13 protein-coding genes are annotated in these 20,729 nt (G+C 74.8%); 4 read left to right on the forward strand and 9 right to left on the reverse strand.

What is annotated here, in order from left to right; genetic code table 11:
* Positions 1-36: 36 nt before the first annotated feature.
* The 6 genes from NV263_RS18260 to NV263_RS18285 form a co-directional block, all read right to left on the reverse strand.
* Positions 37-1,467 carry an FAD-dependent oxidoreductase gene (locus tag NV263_RS18260; RefSeq protein WP_263247549.1) on the reverse strand — a complete coding sequence of 477 codons (1,431 nt, stop codon included), beginning with the start codon at positions 1,465-1,467 and terminating at the stop codon, positions 37-39.
* The gene (locus NV263_RS18265) at positions 1,464-8,753 is read right to left on the reverse strand and encodes a non-ribosomal peptide synthetase (RefSeq protein ID WP_263247550.1); all 7,290 of its coding nucleotides are present in this window, start codon (positions 8,751-8,753) and stop codon (positions 1,464-1,466) included. The genes NV263_RS18260 and NV263_RS18265 overlap by 4 nt, the downstream gene beginning before the upstream one ends.
* A 120-nt stretch (positions 8,754-8,873) precedes the next feature.
* Positions 8,874-10,064, reverse strand: coding sequence for a tryptophan dimethylallyltransferase family protein (locus NV263_RS18270; RefSeq protein WP_263247551.1), 1,191 nt, complete (start codon positions 10,062-10,064; stop codon positions 8,874-8,876).
* A 77-nt stretch (positions 10,065-10,141) separates the two neighbouring features.
* Positions 10,142-10,378 carry a hypothetical protein gene (locus NV263_RS18275; protein ID WP_263247552.1) on the reverse strand — a complete coding sequence of 79 codons (237 nt, stop codon included), beginning with the start codon at positions 10,376-10,378 and terminating at the stop codon, positions 10,142-10,144.
* Positions 10,375-11,427, reverse strand: a complete 1,053-nt coding sequence (locus NV263_RS18280; protein WP_263247553.1) for a prenyltransferase/squalene oxidase repeat-containing protein — start codon at positions 11,425-11,427, stop codon at positions 10,375-10,377. Before NV263_RS18280 ends, NV263_RS18275 begins: the two co-directional genes overlap by 4 nt.
* 26 nt (positions 11,428-11,453) lie before the next feature.
* Positions 11,454-12,539: a polyprenyl synthetase family protein gene (locus NV263_RS18285; protein ID WP_263247554.1), complete on the reverse strand. Its 1,086-nt coding sequence runs from the start codon at positions 12,537-12,539 to the stop codon at positions 11,454-11,456.
* 370 nt (positions 12,540-12,909) lie between these two features.
* Here NV263_RS18285 and NV263_RS18290 point away from each other — a divergent pair, with 370 nt between their 5' ends.
* The 3 genes from NV263_RS18290 to NV263_RS18300 all read left to right on the forward strand — a co-directional run bounded on the left by NV263_RS18290 (position 12,910) and on the right by NV263_RS18300 (position 15,868).
* Positions 12,910-13,650 (forward strand): glucose 1-dehydrogenase, encoded by a 741-nt coding sequence (locus NV263_RS18290; RefSeq protein ID WP_263247555.1) that lies wholly within the window; start codon positions 12,910-12,912, stop codon positions 13,648-13,650.
* 22 nt (positions 13,651-13,672) lie between these two features.
* Complete coding sequence (locus NV263_RS18295; protein WP_263247556.1) at positions 13,673-14,905, forward strand: cytochrome P450; 1,233 nt, start codon at positions 13,673-13,675, stop codon at positions 14,903-14,905.
* Between the two features lie 165 nt (positions 14,906-15,070).
* The gene (locus NV263_RS18300; RefSeq protein WP_263247557.1) at positions 15,071-15,868 is read left to right on the forward strand and encodes a class I SAM-dependent methyltransferase; all 798 of its coding nucleotides are present in this window, start codon (positions 15,071-15,073) and stop codon (positions 15,866-15,868) included.
* Between the two features lie 189 nt (positions 15,869-16,057).
* Here NV263_RS18300 and NV263_RS18305 read toward each other — a convergent pair whose 3' ends face one another.
* Together NV263_RS18305 and NV263_RS18310 are read right to left on the reverse strand one after the other, a co-directional pair.
* A complete protein-coding gene (locus tag NV263_RS18305; protein WP_263247558.1) occupies positions 16,058-17,491 on the reverse strand; it encodes a carboxylesterase/lipase family protein in 1,434 nt (477 codons plus the stop codon).
* 52 nt (positions 17,492-17,543) lie between these two features.
* Positions 17,544-18,431: an MBL fold metallo-hydrolase gene (locus NV263_RS18310; RefSeq protein ID WP_263247559.1), complete on the reverse strand. Its 888-nt coding sequence runs from the start codon at positions 18,429-18,431 to the stop codon at positions 17,544-17,546.
* 131 nt (positions 18,432-18,562) lie between these two features.
* On the opposite strand from NV263_RS18310, the gene NV263_RS18315 reads away from it, so the two are divergent.
* Positions 18,563-19,414 (forward strand): helix-turn-helix domain-containing protein, encoded by an 852-nt coding sequence (locus NV263_RS18315; protein ID WP_263247560.1) that lies wholly within the window; start codon positions 18,563-18,565, stop codon positions 19,412-19,414.
* A gap of 132 nt (positions 19,415-19,546) precedes the next feature.
* Here the strand turns inward: NV263_RS18315 and NV263_RS18320 are convergent, their stop codons facing one another.
* Positions 19,547-20,545: an iron-siderophore ABC transporter substrate-binding protein gene (locus tag NV263_RS18320; protein WP_263247561.1), complete on the reverse strand. Its 999-nt coding sequence runs from the start codon at positions 20,543-20,545 to the stop codon at positions 19,547-19,549.
* Positions 20,546-20,729: the final 184 nt, after the last annotated feature.

A 20,729-nucleotide genomic window follows, 5' to 3' on the forward strand; every position in this document is an offset into this window, starting at 1 on the left:
ATCCGCTCCACTGTGGACGGGAACTGGCGCTGGTGCTCAGGCGCTCCCCGACACCGGCGCACCACTTCCGTCCACTCCGGTGAGTCCGTTCCGGCCGCCGGCGACTTCCCCGTCGCGCAGCGGGGGATCCGTCCGGGCGGGATGACGGGGCCCGAGGACGGTGCCGAGCAGCACGCGGGGCGACAGCAGCGCGGCCGGGGACCGGGCGAGGGTGTAGATGCCCAGCTGGGCCGCGGCGACGGCGGGGCGGTCGGTGGCGGTCGCGACCAGGCGGTCCATGAAGCGCAGCCGGGCACGCCCCAGCGGGCCCGGCCGGGGTCCGGGCGTCGCGGCGTACCGGAGGTCCTGGACGGTCGCCATGTCCCAGGCCAGGTCGGCGCTGCGGCCGATGTCGCGTTGCACGTGGCGGGCGTCGCCGTCGAGCCCGTGCCGCCGCAGTCCGCCGTCCAGCGCGAGCGCGCCGCGGGCGGCCAGCGCCATGCCGTGGCCGTAGACCGGGTTGACCGTGCAGGTCGCGTCGCCGAGGACGACGAATCCCCGCGGCCAGGCGTCGAGGTCGTGGAAACGTCTCCGGAGATTGGCGGGGACGCGGAAACCGCGCGGAGCGGTCAGCGGCTCGGCGAGGTCGACGAGATCGGCGATGACGGGGTGGCGCAGCCGACGCGCGTGGGGCGCGAAGGCCGACGCCTCGGTCGGCGGCCGGTGCGCGAGCGTGCCGACGAGGGTGACGATCCACCTGCCGCCCTCGATCGGCAGCAGCACCCCGCCCTCGACGTGGTCGGTGCGAGCCGGGTCGGACATGATGTTGATCCCCGGGAAGTCCTCGGCGACACCGTCCGGCGCGCGGTAGACCCGGGTGCTGTAGAAGACCTGAGGATCGACGTGCCCCTCGGGTGGCGCGGGCAGACCGAGCCGGGTCAGCCAGTCGGTGGCCCCGGAGCGGTGCCCGGTGGCATCCACCACGAAATCCGCCGCCAGACCGCTGACCTGACCGCTGCGCCGGTCGCGGACCCGGACCCCGGTGACCCGCTCGGCGGTGCCCAGCAGTCCGACGGCGTCGGTGGACGCGCGCACCGAGATGCGGTCCTCGGCCAGGACCCGGCCGCGGACGACCCAGTCGAGCAGGGCGCGGCTGCAACCGATGACGAACTGCATCTCGTCGAAGCGCCCGAACCACCCGCGCGGCAGCAGCGCCAGCAGCCGGTCGGGCATGCCGAGGCGCTGGGCGCCGTGCCGCAGCAGCGCGTCCGTCGTGCCGGGCAGCAGCTCGTCGAGCGCCCTCGCGCCGCCGGAGACCAGCACGTGAGTGTGCCGGGTGTGCGGGGTTCCCCTGCGGTCGGCCGGTGCCACGGGGAACCGGTCGCGTTCGACAACGGTGACCGAATCGCTGTGGCGGGCCAGCACGGTGGCGGCGAGCATGCCCGCCAGCCCGCCGCCCAGGACGACGGCTCGGGTGGGTCGACTCATGGACGCGGGCCGTCCTCTCGTGCGGGGTGGTCGGGTCCGGGGAGGAAGCCGATCCCGACGAGATGGCCGAGGCAGGCGTGGACGGCTTCCCGGTCGAGGGTCGGCAGCTGCACGCCGCCGCGCAGCGCGTTGGTCCGGTCGAAGCGCTGCGCGGCCAGTTCGAGCAGCTGCGGCAGCGACTCCCCCAGCAGGGCCGCGCGGTGCAGGGACCGGTCGGCTCCGGTGGTGCGCTCGTGCAGCGCGGCCAGCCAGTCGTCGTGGGGTTCTTCGGCGAGCCGGTAGCCGAATTCGCGCAACCAGGCGGTGAACACCTCGAACGGCACGGGTTCGGCGGTCGTCAGGTGGTGGGCCCGGCCGCTCGCCCGGGGCGAGCGGGACAGCGCCACCACAGCCCCGGCGACGCGGTCGACCGGTGCGAAGTCGACCGCCCGTCGCCCCGGCGGGAACGCCGGTGCGACGCCCAGCACGAGCATCCCGCGGACCAGGTTCCACAGCGCGTCATCGGTGCCCACGGCTCCGGTTCCGGTGCTGCCGCCGATGCGGCCGGGCCGGTAGGCGCTCACCGGCAGTCCCCGGTCGGCAGCGGTCCAGAGCAGGTCCTCGGCTTGCCACTTGCTGGCGACGTAGCCGCTGGGCAGCACGTCGGTCGCGGCTGGTCGGCGGTCCTCGAACACCACGTCCGCCCCGCCCAGCGGCACGGCCACGGCCGCGGTGGACACGTGGTGCACCGGGACCGCCCGCCCGCGCGCCGCCAGCCGCAGGACCTCCTGCGTTCCCGACACGTTCGCCGCGCGCAACCGGGCGTAGGGTTCGACGGCGTTGACCCGCGCCCCCGCGTGGTAGACGACGTCGACGCGGTCGGCCAGCACGTCGAACAGGGCGGGATCCAGCCCGAGCAGCGGTCGTTCGAGATCCCCGACCACCGGCCGGATCCGGCGTTGCGCCACCGGGTCCCGCAGCCCGTACCGCAGCAGCGCGTCGCGGACGCGGTCGGCGGCCTGCCGCTCGTCGTCGGCCCGGACCAGGCAGCACACCTCGGCGTCGGTGCGCGCCAACAGCTCGCGCAGCAGGAACGCGCCGAGGAAACCGGTGGCGCCGGTGAGCAGCACGTGCCGGGGAGCGACGGCACGTGCCCACTCGACGCCGGACTCGGCGCGGATCGCCGGGTCCAGCGGCGGTTCCGCGACGAGCTCGGCGTGCACCGGGATCCCGCCGGGCGCCCGGTCCTCCAGCTCGGCGGCGAGCGCGGCCGGGGTCTGCCGCTGGAACACGGCGCGCACCGGCACGGATTCGCCGTGCTCCCGGCGCAACCGGCCCACCAGGGTGGCCGCGAGCAGCGAATGCCCGCCCAGGTCGAAGAAGTTGTCCTCGACGCCGGCCTCCCGCACACCCAGCACCTCGGCGAACAGCGCGCACAGCAGTCGTTCCCGCGCACTGCCCGGCGAACCACCCGTCCGTCCACTCAGGACGGGAGCGGGCAGCGCCGCCCGGTCCACCTTGCCGGTGCTCGTCACCGGCAGGTCCGGCAGGACGACCACGGCGGCGGGCACCAGGTGGGCGGGCAGCGTCCTGGCGAGGTGGGCGCGCAACTCCCGTCCGTCCGGTTCCCGCCCCGGGCTCGGCACGGCGTAGGCCACCAGGCGCCGGTCGCCGGGCCGGTCCTCGCGGAGCACCACCACGGCGCGCGAGACCCCGGGGAGGCGTTCCAGCTCACCGGCGACCTCCCCGGGCTCCACCCGGAATCCGCGGATCTTGACCTGGTCGTCGGCCCGCCCCACGAACTCCAGGACCCCGTGGCCGGTCCAGCGCACCACGTCGCCGGTCCGGTACATGCGCGCGCCGGGCGGGCCGAACGGGTCGGCCACGAAGCGTTCGGCGGTCAACGCCGGGTCGTGCAGGTATCCGCGCGCCAACCCGCTGCCCGCCAGGTACAGCTCCCCGGCCACCAGCGGCGGCACCGGCCGCAGCCGCTCGTCGAGCACGTACGCGCGGGTGTCCGGCGTGGGCCTGCCGATGGGCGGAACGCCTCCCGGCGACAGCGGGTCGCTGATCGCGGCGCACACCCGGTTCTCCGTCGGGCCGTAGCCGTTGCGCAGCCGACGCCCCGGCGACCACCGGCGCACCAGCTCCTCGGACACCGCCTCGCCCGCCACGATGACCGAGCGCAGCCCCGGGAAGTCCGCCGGGGACAGCACCGCGAGCGCGGAGGGCGGCACGGTCGCGTGGCTGATGCCCTGCTCGGCCACCAGTTCCGCCAGCGCCGGGCCGGGGGCCACCCGGTCGGGGGCTGCCAGCACCAACGTCGCCCCGGTGAGCAGGGCCGCGCACAGCTCCCAGAGCACCGAGTCGAAGCTCGGGGAGGCGAACTGGAGCAACCGGCTGCCCGGACCGATGTCGAACCGCTCCCGCGCCGTGGCCACCAGCGCCGGAATTCCGCTGTGCGGCACGGCGACGCCCTTGGGACGTCCGGTGGAACCCGACGTGTAGATCACGTACGCGAGGTCGTCCGGGTGCGGCGCCGGACCGCGCGCCGCGGTGCTCGCGCCGTCGAGCGCGTCGAGCGTGGTCCGCGGCACGCGGCAGTCGCCGAGAGCGGCGGCGAGATCGCCGGTGGTGATCAGCAGGTCCGGTCCGGCGTCGTCGAGGACGTGGCGGATCCGGGCGACGGGGTGCTCGGGGTCCACCGGGAGGTGCGCCGCACCCGCCTGCTGCACGGCGAGGAACGCCACGACGAGCTCCACCGAGCGCGGCAGCGCCACGGCCACGATCCGCTCCAGGCCGATCCCGCGGTCCACCAGGTTCCCGGCCAGCCGCGCGGCGCGCCGCTGGAGTTCCGCATAGGACAGTTCGACGTTCCCGTCGGTGGCGGCGACGGCACCGGGGGTCCGCTCGACCTGTGCCCGGAACAGCTCCGGCAGCGTCGCGGGCGGCAGCCGCCGGTCGGGTCCGTTCCACTCGACGAGGACCCGGTGGCGTTCCGCCGGATCCAGGACGTCCAGATCGCCGATCCGGCGCGCCGGGTCGGCGGCGACCGCTGCGAGGAACCCGCGGAACCGCGCGGCGAGGGCAGCCGCGCTGTCGCGGCCGAACAGGTCGGTCCGGTGCACCAGCCGACCGGAAAGCCCACCGGGACCGCCGTCGGCGGCGGTGCGCTCGTGCAGGCTCAGCACCAGGTCGAAACGCGTGTCGCCGGGGCTCACCAGTTCGTCGGTCACCTCCAGCCCGGGCAGCGCGAAACCGCTCTCCGGCGCGTTCTGCAACGCCAGCATGACCTGGAACAGCGGGTGGTGCGCCAGCGACCGGGTGGGCTGGAGTTCCTTCACCAGCACGTCGAACGGCACGTCCTGGTGCGCGTAGGCGGCGAGGTCGGCCTCGCGCACCCGGCCCAGCAGCTCGCCGAACCGGGGATTCCCGGCGGTGTCCACGCGCAGCACCAGCGTGTTGACGAAGAACCCCACCAGGCGTTCCAGGTCCGCGTCCGCCCGTCCGGCGACCGGGGTGCCGATCGGGATGTCGGTACCGCACCCGAGCCTGGTCAGCAGGGCCGCCAGTGCCGCGTGCAGCACCATGAACAGGCTCGCGCCGCTGTCCGCGGCCAGCGCGGCCAAACCCCGGTGCACCCGCGCGTCGACCTCGAAGAAGACGGTGTCCGCGCGGTGCGCGGCGACCGCCGGGCGCGGCCGCTCGGTCGGCAGCGGGATCCGCTCGGGCAGGCCCGCCAGCGTCCGCCGCCAGAACTCCAGCTGCCCGCGCAGCGGTCCGTCCGGGTCGTCGAGGGCCTGCCGTTGCCACTCGGCGTAGTCGCGGTAGCGCACGTCCAGCGGTGACCACCGCGGGGCGGTCCCGGCCAGCCGCGCCGCGTAGGCGGTGCCGAGATCCCGGCCCACCACGCCCAGCGACCACCCGTCGACCGCGATGTGGTGGAACACCAGGAGCAGGACGTGCGATTCGGGCGCGCAGCAGAACAGCTCGGCGCGCACCGGGATGTCGGCGGAGAGGTCGAACCGGCGCCGCGCCGACCGCCGCACCAGGTCGTCGAGCCGCTCCGGCGTGGTGTGCGTCACGTCGACCTTCATGTCGGTGACCTCGACGACCCGTTGCCGCACCGCGCCGTCCTGCTCGACGACGAGCGTGCGCAGAGTCTCGTGCCGCTCCGCCACGTCGCGGACCGCCTCGGTGAGCGCTTCGGAGTCCAGCGGGCCGGACAGCCGCAGCGCGAGCGGGACGTTGTCCGCCGCGTTCGGCTCCTCGACCTGGTTCAGCAACCACAACCGCTGTTGGGCGTGCGAGAGCGCAGCGGCATCGCGGCGCGCGCGGCGCCTCGGCCGGGACCGCGCCCGGTGCCCGGTGGCGAGGAGTTCGGCGAGCCCAGCGGCGGTGGGCGCGTCGAACACCGCGCGCAGCGGCAGTTCGACGCCGAACGCGGCCCGCACCCGCGCCACCAGCCTGGCCGCCGACAGCGAATGCCCGCCCAGCGCGAAGAAGTCGTCGTCGACGCCCACCGACGGCACCGCGAGCACCTCGGCGAACGCACCGCACAGCAACCGCTCCGCCCGGGTCCGCGGCGGCCGCCCCGGACGGGACGGCGCGGTCGGGGGCGGCGGCAGCGCGGCCCGGTCGACCTTCCCGGTGTCGCTCAGCGGCAGCGAGTCCACCAGCACGATCGCGCCGGGCCGCAGGTACTCGGGAAGCCGGTCGCGCAGGTGCGCCCGCAACGCGTGGGTCAGCGCCCCGGCGGCGCGGGGTCGCCAGGGTTCGTTCGTGCCCGGCCGGTCGTGCTCGCCGCCCGGCAGGTACACCCCGTGCAGCGGACCGGTGCGGTCGCCGCGCAGCACCACGACGTCGACCCGGTCCTCGGCCGCGCCCGACCACGTCACCACCACCCGGTAGCCGAGGCGTTCGCCGACGGCGTGGAAGTCCTCGGGATCCGGGTGTTCCGGCCCTCGCCCGCGCACCGGCGCCTCGCCCGCGGCCAGTTCCCGCACCCACCGCGCCTGCCGCGCGACGCGGCCGTTGGGGACGTCGACCAGGCGCAGCGCCTCGGGGCGCGCGGACGCGAGGTGCGCGGACAACCCCGCCACGTCGGCGACGTCCCGGCCCCACCGCAGCCGGGGCAGCGCGTCGCACCGCACGAACCGCTCCGGAGGTGCCGTGTGCAGCACCGCGTCGTAGCGGTAGCGGGACAGCTCGTTGTGCTGCACCGCCCGTTTGATCCGCACGTCGACGCCGGTGACGCCCTCGACGGAGTCGGCGAGCGCCGCGGCGAAGTCCGGGTCCGCGGCCAGTTCCTCCTCGGCGGACACGTCGGCGTCGACCGCCGCGCGCAGGGCCGCCGGGTCGGTCGCGAACGCGTCCAGCCGCACCTCGGTGCGCAGGCACCGCAGCAGCCGGTGGTTGCGCAGGTCGCCGAGGAAGATCGCGCCGCCCGGCGCCAGCAGCGGCCGGACCCGGCGCAGCACGTCCACCAGGTACTCGCGCGACGGGAAGTACTGGACCACCGAATTCAGCACCACGGCGTCGAAGTGCCCGTGCGGCAACCCCGAGGTGTCGTGCGCGGGCTGGACGCGCAGCCGCACCCGGTCGGCGTACCCGGTCTCCTGAGCGAGCCGGCCGGTCAGCGTCGCGATCGTGGCAGCGGAGACGTCGGTGCCCCAGTAGTCCTCGCAGTCCCCGGCGAGCTCCGCCAGCAGCAGCCCGGTGCCGACGCCGATCTCCAGCACCCGGCGCGGCCGCAGCTCCCGGATGCGCCGCACCGCGGCGTCCCGCCACTCGCGCATGTGCGCCAGTGGGATGGGGCGGCCGTCACAACTGCTGGTCCAGCCGCTGAAATCGGCGCCGAGCGGGGCGCGGCGGGCGGGTTCGTAGAGGTCGTCGAAGACCTGCCGCCACTCGTCCACCTGCCGCTGCGCGTCGTCGGCGGGGTCCCGCCGCCCGTCCGGGACGACGTAGGCCACCAGCCGCTTGCCGCCCGCGCCGTCCTCGCCCGCGACGACCACGGCCCGGGCCACGTCGGGGTGCTCCTCCAGCGCGGCCGCGACTTCGGCCGGTTCCACGCGGAAACCGCGGATCTTGACCTGGTCGTCGGCGCGCCCCAGGAACTCCAGCACCCCGTCGGCGCGCCGGCGCACCACGTCGCCGGTCCGGTACATCCGGTCCCCGGGCGGGCCGAACGGGTTCGCCACGAACCGCTCGGCGGTGAGCCCCGGATCGTCGAGGTAGCCGCGGGCCAGTCCGCTGCCCGCGAGGTAGAGCTCACCGGCGCCGCCCGGCGGCACCGGGTTCAGCCGGTCGTCCAGCACGTGGCAGCCGGTATTCCACATCGGACGTCCGATGGGGACGGTGGTGCCGACCGGGTCGTCCGGCGCGACCCGGTGGCAGGTGGCGAAGGTGGTGGCCTCCGTCGGTCCGTAGCCGTTGACGACGACCAGTCCCGGGCAGGCCGCGCGCACCCGGCGCACGGCCTCCGGGGACACCACGTCACCACCGGTCCACACCTCCCGCAGCCCCGCGAAGCAGTCGGGCGCCTGCTCCGCGCACAGCGCGAAAAGCCCGGCGGTCGCCCACATCGCGGTCACGCCACCGCCGGTGAGCAGGCGGTGCAGCCGCGTCGGCTCCAGCGGCCCCGGGGGCGCCACGACCACGGTCCCGCCGGAGAGCAGCGGCACCCACAGCTCGTAGGTGGCGGCGTCGAAGGCGTGCGGCGAGTGCAGCAGCACGCGCTCGTGCGCACCGCCCCGCCAGCGCGGGTCCCGCGCCAGTTCGACGATGTTGCGGTGCGTCACGGCGACGCACTTCGGCAGCCCGGTCGATCCGGAGGTGTGCATCACGCACGCGAGCTGGCCCGGGTCGGCGGCGCCCGGACCGGAAAGCTCTCCGCCGGACCGGACCCCGACGACCGCCATCGCGCTGACGACGTCCGGCGCGGTGCCCGGGTCGTCGACCACCGCCACCCGGGCTCCCGCGACCGCGCTGATCGACCGCAGCCGGGCCGGGGGCTGCCGCGGGTCGAGCGGCAGGTAGGCACCTCCGGCGCGCAGCACCGCCAGGATCGCGACGACGAGGTCGGCGGAGCGGTCCAGCAGCACCGCCACGGGCTCCCCGGTCCGCACCCCCCGGTCGACCAGCGCCCCGGCGAGCCGCTCGGCGCGGGCGTCCAGCTCCCGGTAGGACACCTCGACGCCGTCACCGCGCACGGCGGTCGCCTCGGGCCGTCGCGCGACCTGCTCCGCGAAGCACGCCGTCAGGGTGGCCGAGGCGCGCGGCGTGCGGGATGTGGTCGTCGGCAACTGTCGGATCCTTTCGCGAGCGGACAAGCGCGTGTTTTTATCAGCGGCGTGAGCCGCTTTCTCTTTCGGTGAGTGGTCTCGCAACCGGCACCGCCACGCACAGCACTTCCGAAACACTCCCTAGGAATGCGTGGTCGGACCGACTGGCCTCCCGGCGGGTTTCGCGTTCAGCACGGCGGGCAGCTCGTCGGCCCGGTCGGCTTCGTACGCGTCGAACTTCAGGTACGCCGAGACGGCGAGCGCGTCTCCGTCGGCCTTGTAGCTCACGTACTTCTGCGCGCCCGGGCAGTGGTCCGGCCCGGTCAGTTCCGCCAGCACCGCGAGGTAGCCCGCCGGGTCGAGACCGTTGTCCGCCATCACCTCGGCGATGCGGTGCCGGCTGCGCAGGCCGCCGTCGGGAACGGGCAGGTACGCGGTCGCGGCCGTCGGGCGGTCGTGGCCGGTGCGGAAGCCCAGGCACGTCGCGGGTGGCATGCCGCGGCACGGCCCGTCGTGCCCGAGTGTCCGCCGGCAGGCGTCGAGCAGCCGGTCCCCCGCCGGGTGGTCGGTGAGGGCGACGACCTGCCCCAGGTCGGCGACCGAGGCGCCGTAGCCGACCAGGTAGACCTTGACCCGCGCGGCCCGGGAGTCCACCAGGTCCATCGCGAAGCCCTGGACCTCGTGCCCGTGCTCGACCAGTTCGGGGTAGCGCGGTCCGACGCGCCGCCAGGCGTCTTCCAGGCCCAGGACCCGCATCGCCTCGCCGACCAGCGGTTCGGCACGTCCCGGGCCGTCGACCTGCGGGTTGAGGTACACCCCGAACGCGGGCGGTCGCCCCGGGGACCACGCCAGCGCGTTCCACACCACGGGGGTGCGCGGATTCTGCGCTCGGTGCGCCGCCGTCCCCTCGCTGCCGAGGAACAGGTGCTCGACCTCGCGGTAGCGGGCCAGCGACATCCCGGGCTCGTCGCCGAGCCGTCGGGTGCACGCCCGGCCCGCGTCGAGGCAGGAACCCGGGGTCGGTTCCGGTTCCCCCAGCGATTCCCAGACGACGCGCACCTGCGTGCCGCCCGCCGACCAGTTGACCGACATCTCCAGCGGCAGCCCGCCGTGCGAGACGTAGGACGGGTAGCGCGGCCGGGAGCCCAGGCGCTGCCGCGCCCAGGGCCCGAGCAGGTCGCCGAGCCGGTCCGCGACCGCGGCGCGTTCGGCGGCGCCGAAGCCCAGCGCCGCGCACACGCGGTGCCACATCGCCGCCAGGAACTCGTCGTGGCGCTGGTCGGCCGGACCGCTCCCCCGGCTCGCGCCTCGAACGCCCGATGGGACCGTCATGCGCGCATTCCTCCCGATCTTCGACAACGCGGAAACGACCACCCGGCGGTTCCGGTGCCGACCGGAACCGCGCCCCGTCACCTCTCGACGGGCAGCGCGTCCAGGCCCGTGCCGATCAGGCCGGTCCGGATGCGCGGCTCGGACTCCGGCACCGCCGACCGCAGTCCGGGGAAGCGGCGCCGCAGCGCCGCGAGCGCGACCTGCGCGGCTGCCCGCCCACCTCCGAGACGGGTGCCGTGCCGCGGTTCGTGCACCGACGGCGCGTCGAGCGGGAAGAGCGGCGGGTCGGTCGCCGCCGAGGTGTGCGCCGTCATCGGGACTCCTCCCGTGCCACCGCGGTTCTCAGCGCGTGCACGGCGGCGGCCGTGGTGTAGAGACCGTTGGCGTCGCGCAGCACGACGGGCAGCATCTCCTCGTCGAAGTACCAGTCGGTCACCTCGGCGGGGTCCACGGTGTTCGGCATCGGGATCCGCATGATCGGGTACGGGGTCCAGCCGCCGTCCGGGTGCTGCGCCTCGCGCAACCAGGCGGCGGCGCGTTCGGCGGCGGCAGCGGCCGCCGAGGTGGTCGGCTGGGCCAGGAGCGCTTCCAGGTGGCAGGCGGTGGCGAACGGGTGCCCGTCCGGCGCCATCGGCGTCGTCCAGGCCCCCGAGGGTTCCTGCCGCGAGACCAGCAGCGCGACGCAGCGTTCCAGCGCCTCCGGCCGGGATGCGCCGCCGGCCACCAGCGCGGTGACGGCGTGCAGCGTGGGATAGGCCGCGTCGTGCCACCAGTACGACGTCCAGGACCCGTCCGGTCGCTGGGCGTCGAGCAGGTAGCGGACGGCCTGCCGGACCAGGAGTTCCGAGGTGCCGCCGCACGCGAGGAGCGCCTGCACCACGGCGGCGGTGACGCAGTGCGCGGGCTGCTTCCACCCGTGCACGAAATCGGGTTCCAACCCGAAGGAGGTGTCGATCTCGTCGGCATCGGTGTAGACGCTGAAGCCGCGCGTGGTCGCGTCGCGGTGCGCTTCGAGGTAGCCGCGCGCCGCATCCACAGTGGACTCCGGGGCGCGTTCCACCGCGAGCAGGCCCAGCAGCGCCCAGACCGTGCTGTCGCAGTCGGTGGGGACGTTCTCGTTGAACCCCCACCCGCCGTTGGGCCGCTGCCGTTGCAGCAGCGCGGTCGCGCCGCGCGCCACGCAGTCCTCGGTGCCCGGAACTCCCGCGAGGGAGCGGAGAACGCAGCCGGTCACCCAGTCCGCGCTGAATCCGAACGGCGTGGCGAAGTCGCGCCACAGCCCGTCGTCGTCCTGCCGACGCCGGAGGTACTCGGCCGCCTTGTCCAGGGTCATCCGCGTCTGCAGCGCGGTCGTCGCGGTCATCGCCAACCTTCCTCGCCGGGTGCTGGTCACAGGTCGCGCCACCCGGCCAGTCCGGCCAGGGCGACGAGTTCTTCGCGGGCGGCGGCGACGGGAGCCGCGGCGTCCAGGCGGTCCAGCGCGCGCTCGATCTGGTGCTCGATCTCCGCGCGGGCCCGGTCGTGCCCACCGGCCCGCCTGATCGCGTCGGCGACCTCGGCGACCTCGTCGGGAGCGCACGCCCCGTCCGAGGCGAAGAAACCGGCCAGCCGGCGCGCCTCCGGCCCGGCACCGCCCAGGGCCGCGATGACCGGGAGGGTCTTCTTCCGCGCGAGCAGGTCGGCCCCGACCGGCTTGCCGGTCCTGCCGGGGTCGCCCCAGATGCCCAGCAGGTCGTCGGCGCACTGGAACGCCACGCCGACGTGCCGCCCGAACTCCTCCAGGTGCCGCGCGCGGGAGGTCGAGGCGCCGCCCAGCACGGCTCCGAGCGCGCAGGCGCAACCGATCAGCGCGCCGGTCTTCGCCGCCGCCATGTCCCGGTATTCCTCGACGGTGACCTGGTCGCGGCGCGCGGCGGCCATGTCCTGGCTCTGACCGTGGAGCAGGTTCTCCAGCGCCTCCACGACGAGTGGGACCCCGCCTGGGCACCCGGCGCCGGTGAGCGCCCGGAGCGCCAGGACCAGCAGGGCGTCCCCGGCCAGCACCGCGGTGGGCACGCCGAAGGCGACCCAGGCGGCGGGGCGGTGCCTGCGGGTGCGGTCCCCGTCCATGACGTCGTCGTGCAGCAACGTGAAGTTGTGCACCAGCTCGACGGCGACCGCCGCCGGGACGCCCCGCGACGCCTCCGCGCCGACGGCGCGCGCCCCGGCGAGCGCCAGCGCGGCCCGCAGTCCCTTGCCGCCGTCCCAACCACCTGGTTCGCGGGCGCCGTCGCACTCCTCGACCGGGAGTCCGATGTGGTAGGAGGCGACCCGCCGAACCGGGCCGGGCAGCGCCGACAGGGCGTCGGCCAGTGCCGGTCGGACCAGCTCGCGCGCGCTCAGCAACGCCTGTTCGGCCGGACCACCGGGCCGCCCGCGCAGGGCCGGACGGCGCGCGAGGACCGCTTCCCCGAGCCGATTCGTCGTCTGGCGCACAGTCCGTCCCCGATCCTCGTGGACACGCTTCCCGCCTCGGCGCCCGCCGAGACACCCAACCCGAGTCATACCGGGCCGCCAGCGCCTCGGTCAGCGATGATCAACCCATCGAGCCGCAACAACCCACCGCCAGGTGATCTTGGAATCCGCTCCGTCACGACCATCCACCACGGATGGATGGTGTTGTTCCCCCGCGGGCGCCGCTGTCTTGCGGCCGCCCGGCCGCTCGCGATCGAATCGGCGAGCCGCGCCCGGAACTCCCCGGCGCAGCAGGAGGAAGAGGACCGTCCATTGCGAACTCCGCACTGCACCCGCGCGACGGGCGCCCGGCACGTCCCGCACCGCCGCTCCCCGGCCCGCGGGAGGTGCGATGGGTGCGCTCGATGAGCGCGTCGCGGTGGTGACCGGGGGATCCCGGGGCATCGGCCGCGCGATCGTGCGGCGGTTGGCCGCCGACGGCGCGAGCGTGCTGTTCAGCTACCACCAGCGCGCGGACCTGGCCGCGGAACTGGTCGCCGACCTGCGCGCGGCGGGCGGCCGGGCGGACGCGGTGCGGGCCGACCTGTCGGACCTCGACGACGTCCGCGGCCTGTTCGACGAAGCGGAGCGGTCCTTCGGCGGCGTCGACGTCCTCGTCGCGAACGCGGGCGCGGGGGCCGACGTGCCCGTGGTGGACACCACCGAGGAGTTCTACGACCGGTTGATGGCGGTCAACGCCAAGAGCGCGTTCTTCGCCATCCAGCAGGCGGCGCGGCGGATGCGCGACTCGGGCAGCGTCGTCACCGTGTCCTCGGTGGCCACCGCGCTGCCCGCGCCGGGTGGCGCGGTGTACGCGGCGACCAAGGCCGCGGTCGAGCAGTTCACCCGGGTCGCCGCCTGCGAACTCGCCGAACGCGGTATCCGGGTCAACGCGGTGTCCCCCGGTCCCACCGACACCGACCTGCTGCGCCGGGGCAACCCTCCCGAGGAGCTGCGGGCCGCCGTCGCGATGACGCCGCTGGCGCGGCTCGGACGGCCCGCCGACATCGCCGGGGTGGTCGCCTTCCTCGCCGGTCCCGACGCCGCGTGGATCACCGGGCAGAACATCCGCGCGACCGGGGGCATGGCGTGAGCACGACGGGAAGGGGCGCACCGTGACCGACCGCCGCGACGAATTCCCGCGCCACGCGGGAGGACCGGACGATCCGCCCGCCGTGCCGTTCCCGTGGGCCGAGTACGAGGGGCTGCACCTGGACCCGCGCTACGCGCGGCTGCGGGAGCACGGACCGCTGCGCGTCCGCGTTCCGCACGGCGACGACGCCTGGTTGGTCACGCGGCACGAGGACGTCCGGACGGTGCTCGCCGATCCCCGGTTCAGCCGCGCCGCCGCGGCCGAGCACGACGAGGCCCGGCTGACACCCGAGCCGGTCAACACCAGCATCCTGGGCATGGATCCGCCGCAGCACACCCGGTTGCGCCGGCTGCTCACCGGGGCGTTCACCGCCCGCCGGATCGCCTCGTTGCGACCGCGGGTCCGCGAACTGGCCGACGACCTCGTCGCCCGCGCCCGGCGGCAGGGCCCGCCCGCCGACCTCGTCGAGGACTTCGCGATCCCGCTGACGGGACTCATCGCCTGCGAGTACCTCGGCGTCCCCACCGCCGACCACACCCGGTTCCGGACCTGGCTGGACGCCTTCTCCAGCACGACGTCGCTGTCGCCGGAGGAGATCCGGCGGCGCACCGGCGCGCTGTACGCCTACCTCGCCGAACTCGTCGAACGACGCCGCGCGGACCTGGGGGACGACCTGGTCAGCAAGTTGATCCAGGACCAGCAGGGCGGTGCCGAACTGTCCGACCGGCAACTCGTGGAGCTGGTCGGCGTGCTGCTCATCGCGGGGTACGAGACGTCGGCCGCGCAACTGGTGAACTCGATCCACGTGCTGCTGGAACGCCCGCAGCGGTGGGAGGAACTCCGCCGCGACCCGTCCCTGGTGCCCGCCGCGGTCGACGAACTGCTGCGCTTCGTGCCCCTCGACGCGTACGTGGCCTTCGCCCGCTACGCCGTGGCGGATGTCGAGCTCGGCGGCGCCCTGGTGCGCGCGGGCGAGGCGGTGCTGCCCGTCATCCCGGCCGCGAACCGGGACGGTGCCGTCTTCGACGATCCGGAGGAGGTCGACTTCCACCGCCGGTCGAACCCGCACCTGGGGTTCGGCCACGGCATCCACCACTGCCTGGGCGCCGCGCTGGCCCGGATCGAGCTGGAGGAGGGCATCGCGGCCGTGCTGCACGGGTTCCCGGAGCTGCGCGGTGCCATCCCGCTCGCGGAGATGCCGTGGCGGAAGGGGATCCAGGTGCGCATCATGCGCGCGCTGCCCGTGCGGTGGTGACCGGCGGAGGAAGCGCGCCGACCGCTCCGGACGAGTCCACAAAGGACGCTCGTTCGGGTCGTCTTCGGCGTTCGCGAGTTGCCCGCGGCCGACCCGGCTCGGAAGGCTGGCCGCGCCCGCTGCCCGCGCGGACCGGTGGCCGCGGGGAGGAAGGAGGAATCCCGGATGAACTCCACCACGACGTCGACCCGACCACCCCGGATGACCCTGCCGGAGACGTACGGATACGTCTACCGCCTCGTCGTGGAGCACGACCGCGATCCGGGCGGCGTGCAACTGGTCTACGAGGCCGACACCGGTCATTCCTGGACCGAGGACGCGAGCTTCTACTTCAGCTCGCCGGAGCACTGGTGGCCCAGCGAGGTGCAGGGGTGCCGGTGGGCCTCGGGCCGGGTGCTGGACATCGGGTGCGGCGCGGGACGGCACGCCCTCGCGCTGGCCGCGTCCGGCCACGAGGTCGTCGGGCTCGAACCGTCCCCGGACGCCGTGGCGGCGGCGCGCCGGCTCGGGGTCGACGCCCGGGTCGGCGACCTCGCCGATCTCCCCGCCGACCTCGGCACCTTCGACACCTTCCTGCTGCTCGGCAGCGGGCTGGAGCTGTTCGGCGCGGTCCCCGACCCGCAGGCGGTGTTGCGCTCGCTGGCCGCACTGGCGAACCCCGGGGCGCGGATCGTGGGCAACATGGCCCTCCCGCCCCCGGACGTCCCCTCCGGGACCGCGGCCCGCCAGGAGCGGTACCGGATGCGGGTCGAACACGGCGACGTGCGCACGGAGTGGAGCGACTGGGACACCATCGCCCTCCTCCGACCGGACGACCTCGCCGCCCTCGCGGCGCGGTCCCCGTGGACGCTGGAGCGCATCGAGCGTTCCGCGGTGACCGCGTGGCGCGCGCCCGGAACAGCGGCCCAGCACGGCGACGCGGCCCCCGAGGCGTACCTGGCGCTGCTCCGGCTGACCCGCTGACCGCTCGATGCTGCGCGGTGGGCGCACGATCCACAGAGCCCGCCGAGTCGTGCCCTGCGCAGCCTGCTGGAGGGTCCGCGCTCCCGCCGCACGACCGGCGTCGATTTCGGATCGCTGCGCTGACATCCCGGGCCATCAGCACGGGGACGGATCCCCGTGCTGATCCGGGACCCCACCCGGGCCGGCGCGTCACCAGCCGGGCAGATCGCGCGCTTCGGTGGTCGTCGAGACCGCGTCGAACCGGCGGATCGTGCCGTCCCGGCCGAAGCGCGGCCAGCCCGGATCGCCGGTGCGGGCGAAGGAGATCCACGCCGAGTGCATCTCCTCGGCCAGCGCGGCGGGCGGCTCGGCCGGGCCGAGCAGCGCCTTGGCGCCGCGCAGCTCCGGGCGGTCGAGGAGGTCGAACACGAACGGCAGCTCCACGCCGTGCGCCGCTCCCAGCTGACCGTCCACAGCGGACGACCGGTGGGCGAACTCGTAGACGTGGGCGTTGCCGTGCGCCTCGGCCAGCCTGCGGCTGCCGACGCCGAACATCGCGTCCCCCAGGATCGCCGAGCGCACCTCGCCGTGGGACGCCTCCGGCATCCGCGCCCGGTAGGCCGCGACGAGCGCGTCGGGGTCGCGGTGCACCCGGGCGGCCAGCTCGCGCACGTCCGCGGCGGTCGAGTTCGCCAGCGCACCGGACGGGGCGAGGTAGAGGTTGCCCTCCTCCGCGTTGCTGCCGACGAGCAGGTCGACGCCGGACAGCCGGCTCTCGACGGGCTGCTGGTCCAGCACGAGGCTGAACGGGACCAGCCCGACGAGCGGGTCCAAGCGGTCCGCCGTGCGCAGGTCCAGCCCGCTGAGCGCGGGCATGATCTCGACGAGCCGCTCGTCGTCCACGTCGACGAGGCCGCTCGGTTCGACGCCGAGCGCGGCTGCGGCCGCGCTGGTCACCCTGGCGGCCTGCTCGGGCGAGAAGGTCCGGAGCCCGTTGCCGCTCTGCGCGATCGCACGCCGGAACAGCCCGTCGGCCTCGGGCGTGGCGAGCAGCCCGGTGACGATGGTGGCGCCCGCGGACTGGCCGAACACCGTGACGTTGTCGGGATCCCCGCCGAACGCCGCGATGTTGCGCTGCACCCAGCGCAGCGCGGCGACGACGTCGAGCAGCCCCCGGTTGCGCGGTGCGCCGGGCACGTCGAGGAATCCGGGGATGCCCAACCGGTAGTTGACCGTCACCAGCACCACGCCGTCGCGGGCGAACGCGCTGCCGTCGTACAGCGCGGCCCGGTTCGACCCCGACACGAAACCGCCGCCGTGCACGAACACCATCACCGGGCTGCGTTCGGCCTCGCGCGGCGCCCAGACGTTGACGGACAGGTAGTCGTCGCCGCGGACCCAGCCGGGCCCGAAGAACGGCGACATGTCGAGCGCCCCGAACCCGCCCCGGTCGGGCTGCGGCGCGGTCGGCCCGGGTTCGGTGGCGTCGCGCACGTCCGCCCACGGGCGGTGCGGGACGGGTGGCCCGAACCGTCCGGGCCCCTGCGGTGGCGCGGCGTACGGGATGGCGAGGAAACGGCGAACGTCCCCGTCGACGCTGCCGCGAACGGCTCCCTCAGTGGTGGTCACGATCGGATCGGACACCGGTGTTCTCCTGCTCTCGTCCGGGAAGTAGCACGTCGTCGCGGGTTGGTCGTCAGAGGCGGGCGAACGGGGCCCAGTTCTTGATGGCGAACCCGTCCCCGTCCCGCACGACCTCGGCCGCGCCGTGGCCGCCGAAGTGCGCGGGCAGCACGAGCGCGTTGGTGTCGTCGGCTCGGCCGAGCAGCCGCCGACGGGTGGCCCGGGCCTCGGCCGGATCCTCGCAGAAGCAGCTGTTCACGTCGGGAGCGACGATCTGCAGCGGGGTGTGCAGCAGGTCACCGACGAACAGCGCCCGGTCGCCGCCCGACTCCAGCACCACCACGGAGGAACCGGGCGTGTGCCCCGGCGCGAGCTCCAGGCGCAGGTTGCCGTCGATGGTGTGGCCGTCCTCCCACAGCTGCACCTGGCCCGCCTCGTGCACCGGGGTCACGCTGTCGTCGAAGACGTTGCGGTCGCCGCGCTCCTGGCCGTTGGCGGGGTTCCAGAAGTCGAAGTCGGGCCGCGGCATGAGGTAGGTGGCGTTGGGGAAGGTCGGCACCCAGCTGTCCCCGTCCAGCCGGGTGTTCCAGCCGACGTGGTCGACGTGCAGGTGGGTGTTGATCACCAGGTCCACGTCCTCGGGCCGGACACCGGCCTCGGCGAGGTTGGCGAGGTAGTCGGTGTTGAGGTGGTGCCACTTCGGCGTGCGCCGCTCCTTGTGGTTGCCGACGCCGGTGTCGACCAGGATCGTCCTGCCCTCGCTGCGCAGCACCCAGGTCTGTATCGCGGAGACGCACATGTCCCCGGCGGGTTCGAGGAAGTCCGGCACCAGCCAGGACGCCTCGTCCCGCCACGCCTGCTCGGGCGCGTCGGGGAAGAAGGTCGCGGGCGACATCCCGACCGGTCCGTGGTACTCGACGACGCGGGTGATCGTCACGTCACCCAGCACGATTTCCTGCATGGCTGCTCCTGGGAAGTGTTCGGTGGAACTGCTGCCAGCGTGCGCGCGCCGTCGCCGGGGGACCAGCCTCGGTCGTGCCTACCACTGCCGTGGTCAGGTTCGCCGCCGGCCGCGTGCGGCATAGTGGTGGCGTGAGCGTTTCCGGACATCTGGGTGAGTTCCTGCGAGCGCGGCGGGCGCGGCTGCGGCCCGAGGACGTTGGCGTGGTCACCACGACGCGGCGGCGGGTACCAGGGTTGCGGCGCGAAGAGCTGGCCCAGCTGGCGGGCGTCAGCGTCTCGTACTACACGCGGCTGGAGCAGGGCCAGACGATCAACGTCTCGGATTCCGTGCTGGACGCGCTCGCCGACGCGCTGCGCCTGGACGTGCACGAGCGCACCCACCTGCGGGACCTCGCGGTCCAGCGCCCGCGCCGCCGCAGCCGGCCGCCGGCGGAGCGGGTCAGCCCGCTGACCCACGACCTGCTGCGGTCGTTCGCGCACGTGCCCGCACTGGTGGTCGGTCGCCGCACCGACGTGCTGGCGTGGAACCCGCTCGGGCACGCCCTGCTGGCCGGGCACCTCGACCCGACGGCGCCCGACCGCCCCGCCGACCGGCCGAACCTGGCCCGGATGCTGTTCCTCGACCCGCACACCCGCGAGCTCTACGCGGACTGGGAGCGCAAGGTGCGCGGCATCGTGGCGAGCCTGCGGCTCGTGGCGGGCAGGTATCCCGACGACGCGCAGCTGGCCTCGCTGGTCGGCGAGCTGTCCGTGAAGTGCCCGGAGTTCACCGAGCTGTGGAACGACCACCGGGTCAAGCCGTGCGAGGCGGCCACCTACCAGCTGCACCACCCGCGGGTCGGCGACCTCACCGTCACGCAGCAGAACCTCGTGCTCTCCTACGCGCCCGAGCAGTCCGTGATCGTGGTCACCGCCGAGCAGGGCTCCAGCTCGCAGGACGCGCTCACGCTGCTCGGCCAGCTGACGGCCACGGCCGCGTGAGCGCCACGCGGTTCGCCGTGCCGGACGGGGGCAGCAGGCGGCCGCGTCCTGCCCGTCGGCACCGGACGTGTCGGCCCGCCGGCGGCGCTGACCGGCGCGTTGCTGGTGCTCCTGGCGGGCTCCGCCGCGCCGTCAACGCGGCACGACCTGCGCGAGCCGGGGGACGACCTCGTCGAGCGCGTGGGCCAGCCCGCCCGGCGTTCCGCTGGCGAACGCCAGCGCGACCGCCGGGTCCGACAGCACCAGGGACCGGCCGTCCCGCACCGAGCGCACGGCCCGGAACAGCGGGTCACCGGTGATCGCCTCGGCCGGGACGCCGATCGGTGTCAGCACGGTCACGTCGGCGTCGAGCAGGTCCGTCCGCTCCGTCGAGATCGGCAGCGAGAAGCCGCTGCCCGCGTGCTGCTGGACCTTCGGGGACTGCCGGAACCCGAGCCGCTGCAGGAACTCGACCCGGGAGTCGCCGTTGACGTACGCGCCGTAGCCCCTGGAGGTCTTCGAACCGACGACCGCGGTCTTGCCCGCGAACTCCGGGTGCTCGGCGGCGGCGCGCCGGAACCGCGCGTCCAGGTCGGCGCGCACCCGCGCCGCCTCGGCGGGCCTGCCGAGCGCCCTGCCGACCAGGTCGAGCTGCTGCTGCCAGCTGGTGCGGTAGGACTCGCCGCCCCGGGGAATGCTCACGACCGGCGCCCCCAGGCTGGACAGCTTCTGGTAGCGGTTGCGGTCCCCGCTCGCCCGGGTGTCGAGGATCAGGTCCGGTTCGAGCGCGGCGAGCGCCTCCAGGTTGACCTCCGTGGTGCCCAGCATCGTCGGGGCCGCGGCGTACCGCTCGTCCGGCGGCACCCACGGCGGCACCCCGTCGCCGCCCACCGGCAGCCAGTCGGCGGCGCCGACCGGCTGCACCCCCAGCATCAGGGCGACCTCCGCGTCTCCCCAACCCAGCGCGACGACCCGCTTCGGCCTGCTGGGCACGGTCACGTCGCCGAACGCCGTCGACACGGTGACCGGGAATCCCTCCCCCGCCGGCCCCGACGCCGTGGGCGCGGGCGACCCGCACCCGGCGAGCGCGAGCGCCGCGACGAGCAGGCAGACACCGAGCCGCCCCCACCGGCGCGATCGGACTCCCACCATGCGAACCTCCCCATTTCATTAGCTTAGGCTAAGCTAAGCCACGAATCGGACGTTTGTCCAGGATGACGCGGACCACTCCGGAAGGACCGGAGACGACGACTCCGGTCCTTTGTGGACCGGGAAAAGCGCCGCGCCCGGCCGGGGATCACGCACCGTGTCGCACGGATCGCCCGCCGCGAGGCCG

The organism is Saccharopolyspora rosea, assembly GCF_025643595.1.
Classification (GTDB): domain Bacteria; phylum Actinomycetota; class Actinomycetes; order Mycobacteriales; family Pseudonocardiaceae; genus Saccharopolyspora; species Saccharopolyspora rosea.